Source organism: Spongiivirga citrea (genome assembly GCF_010671565.1).
Lineage (GTDB): Bacteria > Bacteroidota > Bacteroidia > Flavobacteriales > Flavobacteriaceae > Spongiivirga > Spongiivirga citrea.
In genome coordinates, this window is record NZ_JAABOQ010000002.1 from 667,565 (window position 1) to 680,853 (window position 13,289).

Below are 13,289 nucleotides of genomic sequence, written 5' to 3' on the forward strand. Positions count from 1 at the left end.
GTTGCCCTTGATCTTCTTTAAAAAGAAAACAGTCACACTATCAGATCTTATCCCCAAAGGGTATGTTGATATTCATTCACATTTACTTCCCGGTATCGATGATGGATCAAAAAACATCTACCAAACTACTAAGCTAGTTAAAATGCTAAATGAGATTGGAGTTGAACATTTTATAACCACTCCGCATGTAATGGACGATGTTTGGCCAAACACCACTGATAGGATTAACAATAAACTCATTGAAACTGCAAATCTTTTAAAAACGTTTAAAATAAATTTCAGTTCTTTTTCGGCTGCTGCGGAATATATGATTGATGATTTGTTCCTAAAACGATTACAGAAAAACGATTTGCTTACTATCGGAGAGGATTACTTATTAGTCGAAATGTCCACTTTTAATCCGCCCATCAACATTCTCGAGATTATCTTTGAAATGAAATTGGCAGGTTACAAACCAATCCTAGCACATCCTGAGCGATACGGATATTATTTTAATAAATATAAGATGTATAATGATCTGAAGAAGGCGGGTTGCTTTTTTCAGGTAAATCTCCTTTCACTTACAGATTATTACGGCGCCCAAGTCCAGGATACTGCCTTCAAATTATTGTCAGATAATCTTATAGACTTTACCGGAACAGATGCGCATAACGAGCGACAAATAAATAAGTTGAAAGACTTAATACCAAATAAGGAAGTAAATCAAATTGAAAAATGCCTTAGTGCCAATTCTATTTTTTGTACTAGCTAGCTCTTTTGAACCAAGTCATTGGATTTAGGCTGAATTTCTTTTTTCCGCCATTGATCTCTGTACCATAATATCTATCACCATAACTTCCATAATACCCGATTCGTTTATCTACTGCATTTAACAAGATCGCCATATTAGGTAGGCGTTTATCACGATATATATTTTCAACATTGTTGAGCAGCTTCACATCCGTATAATCCGCACGTACTATATATATGGAAAGGTCCGCCATTGGAGCAATTAGCATAGTATCAGTAACAAGACTAACTGGCGCAGAATCTACCACAATGTAATCGTAATTTTCCTTCAAATAAGCAAAAAGGTCTTTTACCTTGTCTTGCATTAAAAGTTCTGCTGGGTTTGGAGGTATGGCACCTGCTGATATGACATCGAACCAATTATTTTCCTCATATTTTAAAATTACATCTTGAGGTCGTATTTCCTTCTTAGTTATGTAATTTGAAAGCCCATTTGTAAGTTCTTTCTCAGGAATACTTATGAAATCATGCAACTTCGGATTTCGCATATCTGTGCCTACAAGAATAACTTTCTTACCGGTCATCGCCAGCGTTGAAGCCACATTAACGGAGACCAATGTTTTGCCTTCTCCAGAAACACTAGAGGTTACAAAAATCGTTTTTCCTTTATCTCCGGTACCTGCCAATAGAAAATCAAGATTTGTTCTTAAAATTCTAAAAGACTCTGCAAAACCGGAGCGATCTTTTTTAGAAACTAAAACCTTATCTCTACGTCTCATTTTAGGTATATCGCCAACAACAGGTGCTGTAAGTCTAGATTCGACATCTTCTTTAAAATGGATTTTTGTATCTAATAGATCTTTCATGTAAATAACACCAAATGGAAGAACAAAGCCAAGAAAAAGTGCTGCTCCTAAAATCGTTTTCTTATTTGGAGAAACCAAACTGGCGAATTCTGCTACCGCAGGATCGATGACCTTTGAATTAGGTTTTGTTACTGCTAGTGCAATGGCAGCTTCTTCTCTTTTTTGGAGAAGGAAAAGATAAATTTGTTCTTTAGTCCCTTGTCTTCTTTCTAAATCTCTAAGTTCACTTTCCTGCCCCGGAACCGAAGTCAGTTTAGAATCTAAAATAGCATTCTGATCCCGCAACGTGGAAAGTTGTATAGAAATAGTTTTAGATAAGGTAGCTAGACTTTGACTCAAGCTATTTTTTAGGTTGTCTAACTGCTGAGTTAAATTAATCACAGTAGGATTACGAACAGTCGACGACTTCAAAATACTTTTTCTTTGTGCTGCAATTGTGTTATAATTACTCACTATTTGAGTAATTGCCGGATCAGAGGAGCCCAATCCTGCAGATAACGGTTCGTAATTCTCTCCCTGTGTATTCACGGATCGAATCATATAATTAATGAGCCGCTGTTGAGTTGTCAATTCCTTTATCTGTAACTCGTTCGAAGTATCAGCATTCAGAAACATACTAACTTCAGAACTAATATCTGTTAACTGATTAGATGCCTTAAAGGTTACTGCATCTCTATCTACTTGCGAAAGGTCTTCATAAACAATTTCAAGTCGCTCAGTAATAAATTTCATTGTATTAATTGAGACCTGATTTTTGTCCTCCACCAATGAGCGATTATAATGCTTTATTAAAGAATTAACAATATCGGTAGCCTTTTCCTTGACGGGATCTACTAGGGATATACGAATTACGTTTGCATTTGTTTTATTCGATACCACAGTTAACAACTTTCTATATTTTCTAGAAACTGAAGCTAAAGGAGATAATCGTACAAGGGTAATACTCCCAACATGTCTTCCCATATTTTTTGAACTTGGGGTAATAATCATATCACTAAATCCCATCTCAATACTTTCTCCGAAAGAATATGTTCCTATTGATTCCTCATTTTCATTTTTCAAATTAAATGTTGAAGGAGATTTGATCTCAATTATAAAAGATGCAGATGATTGTTCTATAATTGAATCATTCACTAGAAAATTGACCTTTACAGGTGGTGTTTTATAGTTTTCCTGATAAGAAATTCTTCCCAATGAATAATAACTTACATTGATTCCAAGATCTTTCACCACATTTTCCATCAATGTGCGAGATTTGAATCGAACGATTTCGCTTTCTATCTTATTCTGATTACTAGGAACCAAGCCTAGATCTCCTAATGCAGCTAAATCAGGACCACTACTATCTGTTTCATCAATTAACATGACCGTAGCATTAACCATATATTGAGGAACGGTATATCGCAAATACAAGAATGCTGCGAGAACAAACACAATAATTGTAATTAAGAACCAATACCAATGCCGAGAATACTTCGCAAGCTCCTTTCTTAGATCAAATCCACCTTTTAATAAACTTCTTTGATTATCGCCAACTTGTTCCTGAAACGGATGCATTTATAGTATGAATTAGTTATTTAATGTATTTACAAAGGTCGCTACAGCAATTCCTAAACCAGCAAGTGATACTACCACCGCAAATAAGTTAGGATTAGCTCCCGCAGAACGAACTTGAGAAGTATTAGGTTCCACATATACTACGTCATTCTGCATCAAATAATAAACAGGAGAATTAAAAATTTCTTTTGAAGTTAAGTCAACTTCATAGAACTGTTTAACTCCATCACTATCTCGAATTACTTTTATATTTTCCCTCTTACCTTTTATAGAAAGATCTCCTGCTAGTCCGATCGCTTCTATAATAGTAAGTCGCTCATTCGGTATAGAAAAACTCCCAGGTCTGTTTACCGCCCCATTAACAGTTACTTTAAAGTTTGTTATACGGATGCTTACCACAACATCTGTTATATAATCTTTTAACTTGTCTACCAATAAACTAGTAGCTTCTCTCCTATCCAAGCCTGCAAGCTTAATAGGGCCAAGTACAGGAAAAATTATGTTTCCATCACTACCTATCAAATAACCAGAAGCAGTAGGTTGAACATTTCCATCTTGCCCAATTACGTTTTGATTGAAAGGTCTTGCTGCTTGAGGGTTCTCAGAAGAAACCACAATATTTAAAATATCATCAATTTGATACTTAGGTTCAAAAGAGTTGGTAGAAACTAGCTTTTCTAGGTTACTGGCGTCCTGAAAATATACAATGTCTTTAGGAGAGACACATGAACTAACAACAATAATTAGAAGTAGTAACGGAAAAAACTTTGAAAGGTAATAAGCTAATTTTGTCATTTCTGATAGAAGGGTTTTAAAATTTAATTCAAAAGTAGCGAAATATTAATGATTTACTGGTCTAAGAAATAATAGCCTTTTCGCTAGATACAGTTTCGTCATCGAGTTTTTCAAAATCTGAATTTTTCGATATATACTCAGGTACAATTTGCTTTAAAGCTTTCACAATTTTGGAGTCTTCTTCCAACAAATTCATTAAACAGAGTTCATTTATCATCTGCTTTAACCTTATACAATTTTGTTCCCCAAACATTCCAATCATTATTTTACGATGGTGTGTTGGTCTTGTATTTTCATCATTCGCCAGCAATTCCTCGTATAATTTTTCACCAGGTCGAAGTCCCGTTATCTCTATATTAATATCGTCAGGATATTTTAATCCTGACAAATGGATCATTTTTTTAGCCAAATCAAATATTTTAACCGGCTCTCCCATGTCAAAAATGAAAATTTCCCCTCCTTCTCCCATTGTGCCTGCTTCTATAACTAGTTGAGAAGCCTCAGGAATTGTCATAAAGTATCTAGTAACTTCAGGATGTGTTACAGTTAAAGGCCCGCCTTTATCGATCTGCTTTTTAAATAATGGAATGACAGAGCCATTAGATCCAAGTACATTTCCAAACCTCGTTGTAATATATTTTGTCTTACTATCTTTTTGGAGGCATTTAATATACATTTCGGCTACCCTTTTGGTAGCACCCATTACGTTTGTTGGATTCACCGCTTTATCCGTAGATACAAAAACAAATTTATTTACATTATACTTAGAGGATAAATCCGCTACATATCTGGTTCCTAAAATATTAATTTTTACTGCCTCAGCCGGATTTGATTCCATTAACGGCACATGCTTGTAGGCCGCGGCATGGAATACCATGTCCGGTCGATATTTCTTAAAAATGGTTTCAATCCGATGATAGTTTCTTACATCAGCTATTACTGGAACAAAATGTTCTATTCCTTTTCGCAACAGTTCTTGCTGTAAGTCATACATTGGAGATTCTGCTTGATCTACCATTACCAGCGTTTTGCATTTATAAGCAGCGATTTGTCGACTAATCTCACTTCCAATTGATCCCGCAGCGCCAGTTATCATGACTACCTTTCCGTTAACCTCCTTTGCAATTTCAGGATTATCCAGTCTTATGGGTGTTCTTTCTAGAAGGTCTTCAATTTGAATCTGTTTGATCTGTGATGCATTAAGGTCTCCGTTTATCCAATCTTTAACTGGAGGAACTATTTTAACCTGCACATCAATATCAATTGCTTTGTCTGTTAGTTTTTTAAGTTGACTACCGCTTATATTCTGTATTGAAATAATGATTTCATCAACCTGATTTTTCTGGATAAAATCCTTTGTAATTGACTCCTTAGAAAAAACCGTCACCCCATTGATTCGTTTACCAACCTTCTTATTGTTGTCATCTACAAAACCAACAACAGAAACTTCTCTGGTGGTATCATTAATTAATGCTCCATATGTAATTAGGCCCGAATCGCCAGCACCATATATTAGCACTCTTGAAGAGCTTTCAAGTTGAAACATTATGTATTTATAGGAAACCTTGAAAGTCAATCTACTGATTGTCAAGGCGATTATATTCAGTAAATAATGAATAAAAATAATAGATACTGGTATATTTAATCTATCCGATAAGCCAAAGGTTCGGTTTATAATAATAAAGCCACTACAAAACATGATCAAAATACTCACAGCTTCAAATAAATTGTAAGCATCTCTTAATCCTGTATGTCGTACAACCCCCTTATAAGACCCTACAATAATAAAACTGAAAAATGCAAAGCCAAGAACAAGTGGTAATTGCAATAAAAACTCAACAAAGTTAAACGAAAATGTAAGTCCACTTTGAACACCATAAGCTAATAAGAAAGTAATAGCAACTATGACCAAATCGATTGCCAAAACCAACCATTTGGAAGCGTAATTTTGTCCTTTTCTTAATATAAAATCTCTAAGCATTAAAGCTTTCTTTTATATGTCCTATTATTCTCACTAAATCTTCTTCGCGCAAATTCGATCCGCTTGGTAAACACAGTCCACGATTAAATAGATCTTCTGAAATTCCGTTTACATAGTTTTTGGAATCTTTAAATATTGGTTGCAAATGCATTGGTTTCCAAAGTGGTCGGGATTCTATGTTTTCTTTTTGCAGCGCAAATCTGATTCTTTCACGTAATTCGAAAGAAGGTGTTAAAATCGTTGTAAGCCAACGATTTGAAAAATAACCACTTGGTTCAGCTATAAACTCCAGTTCAGAGAATTCACATAAATGCTTTTTATAAAAATTATAGTTTGCTCTTCGGGCGCCTACTCGATCGTTAAGCACGAGCATTTGACCTCTGCCAATACCAGCAACAATATTGCTCATTCTATAATTGTAACCAATTTCAGAATGTTGATAATGTGGGGCATCGTCTCTTGCCTGCGTTGATAAGTAAACTGCCTTATCTTTGAGAACTTTGTTCTTTGCAACTAATGCGCCACCTCCGGAAGTAGTGATAATCTTATTCCCATTGAATGAGAGGATCGAAATATCTCCAAAAGTACCACAGTTAACATCATGAAATTTACTACCTAAAGATTCTGCACTATCTTCCAATATCGGAATATCATACTTATTGGCAATGCCATGTATTTCATCTACTTGATAGGGCATTCCGTATAAATGCACAGCAATAATTGCTTTTGGCTTTATCCCATTAGCCATTCGATCTTTGATAGCGCGTTCGAGCTGTTCTGGGTCCATGTTTCCAGTAAGCTTTTCACTATCAATAAATATAGGAACAGCACCTTGATAGGTAATTGGATTGGCAGATGCAGAAAAAGTCATACTTTGGCATAATACTTCATCTCCATGCTTTACTCCTAAGAGCACTAAACCAAGATGAATGGCAGAAGTACCTGAGACCAATGCAGCGGCATGAACATCATTACCAAGGTAGGTTTCTATATCATTTTCGAAACCATTGACATTAGGTCCAAGCGGAGCCACCCAATTGGTATCAAATGCCTCATTGACAAAATCTCTTTCGGCACCACCCATGTGTGGTGATGAAAGCCAAATCTTTGAATTGGTCCTCGCTGTGGTTGTTGTCATGTTATTTACTGAATAAAGGTTGTTAACGACCTCGTTATAACAAATATTGCCATATTTTCTCGGTTGTTATTCTTAAAACAATTTTAATCGTTAAAACCCTAATGTAGTTCGATAAGCGGAGTATATCTTATCGATTAAAATCAATTATTATAGCTGAAAACAAACCGTCTATTTAGCCTAAAACAAATAGCGTAAAAAACCTAGTTAAACCATCTAGTTTTGTCGATCCACTATATTTTTTGGATTATTGAATTAATTTAAACAATATTTCTATCTTTTATTTTTCAAAACTATCTATCTCATTAGATTTATAAATACATGCTATTTAACTCAATAGACTATTTCATTTTTCTACCAATTGTATTTATTGCTTATTGGTATTTTCTAAAAAATAAAATAAAATCCCAGCATGTTCTTATTCTTACTGCGAGTTATGTTTTTTACGGATGGTGGGACTGGAGATTTCTTTTCTTGATTTTAGCCAGTACTATCGTTGATTTCTTCGTTGGATTGCAAATTCATAAACAAAAAACTGATAGGAAAAGAAAAATATGGCTCTGGTTAAGTGTCATTTTTAACGTAGGCCTACTCGGTTTTTTTAAGTATTATAACTTCTTTATTGATAGTTGGATAACAGCTGCCGAAGCGTTTGGGTACACAATAAAAAGTACATGGACTTTACGGGTTATACTGCCTGTAGGAATCAGTTTCTATACTTTTCAAACGATGTCTTATTCATTTGACATTTATTATAAAAGATTAAAGCCTACAAAAGACTTTTTATCGTTTGCCACATTTGTTGCTTTCTTTCCTCAATTGGTGGCTGGCCCTATAGAAAGAGCTTCAAATTTGTTATTGCAAATACAATCACGGAAAGAATTTAAAACCAACCAGTTTACAGATGGTATCAAACTAATTTTATGGGGGCTGTTTAAAAAAATGGTTATTGCAGATGCTTTAGCCCCAATTGTTGATGATATTTTCTCAAATTATGCCACTTACCCTTCATCAACTTTAATTTTAGGTGTAACCTTATTCAGTTTTCAAGTTTATGGAGATTTTAGCGGATACTCGGACATCGCTATTGGTACCGCTAAGCTTTTTGGAATAGAACTCATGTCAAACTTTAAATTCCCCATATTTTCAAGAAATGTCGCAGAGTATTGGCAACGGTGGCATGTATCACTAAGCACATGGTTTAGACACTACATTTATATACCATTAGGGGGCTCAAGAGTGAGTAAGAAGAAAGCCCTTAGAAACATTATTATAATTTTTTTAATAAGTGGGTTTTGGCATGGTGCTAATTGGACATTTATCCTATGGGGTGCTTTTCATGCACTTGTTTTCATACCTGTTTTTTTAATGGGAAGAAATACTATTTATAAAGGTACAGTAGTAGCGCAAAATAGCTCGCTACCATCCGCAATTGAAATTTTACAAATAATAACTACTTTTTCGATTGTTACTTTTTCAAGAATTTTCTTTAGATCAGAATCAGTCACAGACGCTTTTAAGTATATTGAACGTATTTTTTCTAATTTCAGTTGGGAAAGTTACTCACACCCACTGGGATATCGTATGGTCGATTATTTCATTTTAATTATCCTATTTACGTTCTACGAATATTTAATTCGAAAAGACGAGCGTTCGCCATTTAGTTTTAAAAATAATATCGTACGCTTTATAGCCTATACTCTGGTCATTTTTACTATTTTATTATTTTACGATGATAACGTTGATCGATCATTTATTTATTTCCAGTTTTAAGTCATGAAAAGAATCATATTAAGAGGGATTTTATACAGTTTTTTGCTGGTTTTGATGTTGGAAGCATTAGTTCGTGTTTTTCACTTGCATAAGGACTATCCATACCGATATATAGATGAATACCAAGTGGAGAAATGGGTGCCAAATCAAGAAGGGTATCGAGTAACGGGAAACCGAAGGCAAAATTTTTCTAAATATTACATTAATAATTCAGGTTATAACTCCTACAGGGAATTTAATCCTTCAGTTGAAAAACGTGAATTAGCCTTAGTTGGGGACTCATTTATCGAAGGCTTCCACCAAAACTACTATAATTCAATAGGAAAAAAAATCGAAAATAAAGTTGCAGATATAGAGGTATATGAATACGGATATGCTGGTTATGATTTTGCCGACCAGTTGCATTTAGTGAGTCAATACAAGAATCAATTTGAGCTTATTGATCATATAGTATTTGGGATAAAATTCGAAAACGACTTTACTAGAAGTGCATATAAAGTTGAATATGGAAGAATGGCTCTAGAATCTCCCAAAGTAAGACTTATGCAACGAAGTAAACTTATAGTATATCTTAAAAATATAGGTGTGCTTCCCGCTATTCAAAGTAAGTTTAACTCTATTAAATTTTCTTTTAAAAACTTAGGGAAGATTAGGGGTAAGAGCAAGAATATATTAAAAGAAGAAAATACAGCATTACTTCATAAGGAATATATCGAAAACTTTAAATCACTTGTAAAAACCTATGGTTTTGATAAAGACAAAAATACTTTAATGCTCGATTCAAGTATTACACCAAAAATATTCATTGATTTTCTAAATAAACACAATTATCCTTTCATTGATATTGGTCCCGCTTTACAATCCTCGAAAAAACCAACTACCTTAATTTACGATCGTCATTGGAATAATAATGGAAGGACTATTGTTGCCAAGGAAATATGTGATTTTATTTTGAATCGTTAACCAAATCAGGAAACTCCATATTAATATGATCAGCTACTAAGCCTGTAAATTTTTCTGAACCTTCATTATTTAAGTGCATAGGATCATTAAACATAGCGTAGTTGCCTACAAAGTGACCGTCATTTAGGTGATCATAAAAAGGTATTTTATTTTCTTTGGCTATTTGCTTTATTTTCTGAAGAGATTTATTATTACCAAAGTCTTTTGCTTCAGGATAAGGTGAGTTAACGAAAAGTAACTTTACTCCATTTTCTCTAGCTAGGTTGATAAACAATTCTAAATTTTGCACTAAAAACAAATCTATGTTTTCGGATAATGCCTCATTATTATGACTTTTATTTGATGGCCCTTGCATTTTACCGTACAAAGGTTTATACCCATTAAATGACCCCTGAGGAGAGAAAAAATATCTTACTACATGGACCAAGGTCGAATTTTTCTGATAGCCTTTAAAAAACATTTTGACGGGAACAAAGGTCGATTTCTCTTTTAGTTTGGGATATAGCACATCCTTATGATAAGAATAATAGGCATTCAAATCATTCAGTCTAGAATATGCAACATCAGACTCGAATAACCAATGCTCATCAATATTTAAAACAACCAGTTTAGGCGTTGTTCTTTTTAATACCATTTGAAGCAGGGCTGTGTGATATAGTAATTGCTGCCCTTCTGCCCCAGCATTGTAGCAAGTAAGACCCGTTTTCTTGGTGATAATTTCGGGCACATATTGTCTTACCATATGCGAACTTCCAAAAAGCAACACCTCATCATTCGAATCATTAATTACATAACTGCTTCTTGCAAACTTGCCTGTATCCTGTGAAAGAAATAACTGATGTACCCCATATCCCAGTAATTGATCTACCAACAGAAAAATCAGTAAGAACTTTAATAGTTTCACTACGCCATGTTTAAGTGTAATTAAATTCATTCTTTCTTAGAATTGGAAGTAAATAAATTGGCTTTCATTAAAAACACCCAAATAGAGGATCAAAAATATTATTATGCTATATCCGGTCATTCGAACCAACTGATAACGATTCCAAAAAGCAGATAACAAATTGGTAAAATATTCTCGCCTAACCTCAAATAGTAGTAATAATGTAATACCTAAAACGGCATAAATAGGTGCTGTAATATCGTCACCTATCCCAATATAAAGATCACCGGGATTGGTAAAAATATCTTTGACGATTAAAAAAGAATCCCCTACTGTATTGGATCTAAAAAACACCCAAGAAAAGCATATCAGAATAAAAGTAAGTAATACGTTGTGAATACCACTCCGTCGCTTTTTATTAAACAATACTTCCAATATCAAATAAGCACCGTTTAAAGCCCCCCAAATAATAAATGTCCAATTAGCACCATGCCACAATCCACTAATCACAAAAGTGATAAAAAGATTGTATAGCCATCTTTGTTTAGATGTACGATTACCACCAAGTGGTATATAAACATAATCTCTAAACCATGTGGAAAGAGAAATGTGCCAACGCCCCCAAAACTCGCTAACCGATCTGGCAAAATAAGGGCGTTTAAAATTCGTCATAAGGTCAAAACCAAATAACTTGGCAGTACCAATTGCAATTAAAGAATACCCCGCAAAATCACCGTAGATTTGAAATGCAAATAATACGGTTGCCATTATAAAAGTTAGCCCATCATGACTTTCAACATTATTATATACTGCATTTACGTAAATAGCTGCCCTGTCAGCAACCACTAACTTTAAGAAAAACCCCCAGACCATTAGTTTAAAACCATAAGAAAAAGTTTTGTCATCAATAAAACGTTTTGAGGCAAACTGTGGCAACAAATTTGACGCTCTTTCAATGGGACCCGCCACTAATTGCGGAAAAAAGCTAACAAACGCGAAAAAAGCTATTGGATCTTTAGTTGGCCTCAATTTATTGCGATAGATATCAATTGTATAGCTGAGTGTTTGAAATGTGTAGAAACTAATTCCAACCGGTAAAACAATATTGAATAACTGGCCGTTAAAAGACTGGCCGAAAAAAGTAAAAATTGAATAAAAATTATCAAGAAAAAAGTTGAAGTATTTAAAAAAAGCTAAGAATCCAATATTCACTGTCAAGCTTATTAGTAACAACCCTTTTCTTCCTTTCTTTGATTCAACTTTCGCCAATTCACGACCTACCAAAAAATCAACTAATGAGCTTATAAAAATTAGCGATAAGAACCTCCAATCCCACCAACCATAGAACACATAACTAGCGAGGACGATTATGACGTTCTGAACCTTAATATTTTTGTAAAAAATCCAATACAGTAGAAATACTATTGGCAAAAAGAAAGCAAAATCAAACGAGGTAAATAACATAAAACTTTACTAGTTGATTTGTTAATCTTGTGTGGGAATAAGCTGTGCGGCTCTATAGAATGGAAAGAAATGATATTTTAATTGATCTTCAGGAATTTCATCAAAATACTGATTCGCTTTATAACAAAGTTTAGCATATACCTGTTGGTCTATAACCTTGCGACCGGTATAAAAAACAACATCTTTATCATAAGGAAACATTGCCTTCTTATGCTTGTAAAGCCCATCTCCATTTTTAATACCGCCTCCTAGAACGTATTGTGTTCTTCCAAGATTAATAGCCCATTTTACAACCTCTACTCTAAGGAAGTCATTGGGTCGCATATGAAAATAATCCGAATTAGTTCCCCCTAGATACGCATATATCGTATGATTCTGATCAATAATTAATTCACCAGAAACGGCGGTTTCGTCTAAAAAAACCAAAGCAATAGCAAATTTATTTATGTTGTTTTCGAGTAATCCATTAAAATAATCCTGATTATAAAAATATTGGCTATCGGCTTTATTCCGTCTCATTGTCTGATTGTATATTTCATGAAACATATCAATCGCTTTTGTAGTAATATCCGCTCCCTGAAAAACTTTGAAACGCAAATTATGCTTAAGCGCCCTACGGTAATTGTTGCGAACTTTTCTATCAAAAGATTCCCATTGTTTATCAAAATCTGATTTCAAATTTCCTCTTACGTTTTGCAAAGTTTCTAATAGGTTACCCGTATATCGTTTATGATTTTCATCTAAACTAAACCTTACAAACTCAGTAATAACATTATTTTGTCGGTACCATTGATCAACATAAGACCAAAACACACCTAAAACCTCTTCGCTTTTATCATCTAACAACAGCGGTCCGCTATATCCGTACTGCGTAACTACATCATAATATTGTGTATCCTGATCATTAATACGAATCTTCCTTAAAATAAAAGGCATTAGCACCAAATTATGCTGTCCATCATTAAGTAAAAAGTACCTTAACGAATTTGTATCCTTTTTAAAATGCCTTAAATGTTCAAAACAGTAATAAATATTGCTATCAGCATGCTTTTGAAGCAATTCTTTATACTGATCGATATCATTAGAGGAACTTAAGTTATATACTAAAAGATTATAATCTTTTTGAGGCATAGTATCTATAAT

The 13,289-nt window shown here is 34.1% G+C and carries 10 protein-coding genes; 3 read left to right on the top strand and 7 right to left on the bottom strand.

Annotated elements, in window-relative coordinates; all coding sequences use genetic code 11:
* Positions 1-7 precede the first annotated feature (7 nt).
* Positions 8-751: a tyrosine-protein phosphatase gene (locus GWK10_RS06565; RefSeq protein WP_164030460.1), complete on the top strand. Its 744-nt coding sequence runs from the start codon at positions 8-10 to the stop codon at positions 749-751.
* On the opposite strand, the gene GWK10_RS06570 is transcribed toward GWK10_RS06565, so the two are convergent.
* From GWK10_RS06570 to GWK10_RS06585, 4 genes are all read right to left on the bottom strand, one after another.
* Positions 744-3,152 (bottom strand): GumC family protein, encoded by a 2,409-nt coding sequence (locus GWK10_RS06570; RefSeq protein WP_164030463.1) that lies wholly within the window; start codon positions 3,150-3,152, stop codon positions 744-746. The genes GWK10_RS06565 and GWK10_RS06570 overlap by 8 nt on opposite strands.
* Positions 3,153-3,164: 12 nt before the next feature.
* Positions 3,165-3,947 carry a polysaccharide biosynthesis/export family protein gene (locus GWK10_RS06575; protein ID WP_164030466.1) on the bottom strand — a complete coding sequence of 261 codons (783 nt, stop codon included), beginning with the start codon at positions 3,945-3,947 and terminating at the stop codon, positions 3,165-3,167.
* Between the two features lie 61 nt (positions 3,948-4,008).
* Positions 4,009-5,928, bottom strand: a complete 1,920-nt coding sequence (locus GWK10_RS06580) for a polysaccharide biosynthesis protein (RefSeq protein WP_164030469.1) — start codon at positions 5,926-5,928, stop codon at positions 4,009-4,011.
* The gene (locus GWK10_RS06585; RefSeq protein WP_164030472.1) at positions 5,921-7,066 is read right to left on the bottom strand and encodes a DegT/DnrJ/EryC1/StrS family aminotransferase; all 1,146 of its coding nucleotides are present in this window, start codon (positions 7,064-7,066) and stop codon (positions 5,921-5,923) included. Before GWK10_RS06585 ends, GWK10_RS06580 begins: the two co-directional genes overlap by 8 nt.
* A 318-nt stretch (positions 7,067-7,384) precedes the next feature.
* Between GWK10_RS06585 and GWK10_RS06590 the strand changes: the two genes are divergently transcribed.
* Together GWK10_RS06590 and GWK10_RS06595 are read left to right on the top strand one after the other, a co-directional pair.
* Positions 7,385-8,836: an MBOAT family O-acyltransferase gene (locus tag GWK10_RS06590; RefSeq protein WP_164030475.1), complete on the top strand. Its 1,452-nt coding sequence runs from the start codon at positions 7,385-7,387 to the stop codon at positions 8,834-8,836.
* A 3-nt stretch (positions 8,837-8,839) separates the two neighbouring features.
* Entirely contained in the window at positions 8,840-9,799 is a 960-nt protein-coding gene (locus GWK10_RS06595; protein WP_164030479.1) for a hypothetical protein, read from the top strand.
* On the opposite strand, the gene GWK10_RS06600 is transcribed toward GWK10_RS06595, so the two are convergent.
* From GWK10_RS06600 to GWK10_RS06610, 3 genes are read right to left on the bottom strand one after another with little or no spacing between them, the layout of a single operon-like run.
* Positions 9,783-10,733, bottom strand: a complete 951-nt coding sequence (locus tag GWK10_RS06600; RefSeq protein ID WP_164030484.1) for a hypothetical protein — start codon at positions 10,731-10,733, stop codon at positions 9,783-9,785. The genes GWK10_RS06595 and GWK10_RS06600 overlap by 17 nt on opposite strands.
* A gap of 6 nt (positions 10,734-10,739) precedes the next feature.
* The gene (locus GWK10_RS06605; RefSeq protein ID WP_164030487.1) at positions 10,740-12,146 is read right to left on the bottom strand and encodes an MBOAT family O-acyltransferase; all 1,407 of its coding nucleotides are present in this window, start codon (positions 12,144-12,146) and stop codon (positions 10,740-10,742) included.
* A 21-nt stretch (positions 12,147-12,167) separates the two neighbouring features.
* Entirely contained in the window at positions 12,168-13,277 is a 1,110-nt protein-coding gene (locus GWK10_RS06610; RefSeq protein WP_164030492.1) for a GNAT family N-acetyltransferase, read from the bottom strand.
* Positions 13,278-13,289: the final 12 nt, after the last annotated feature.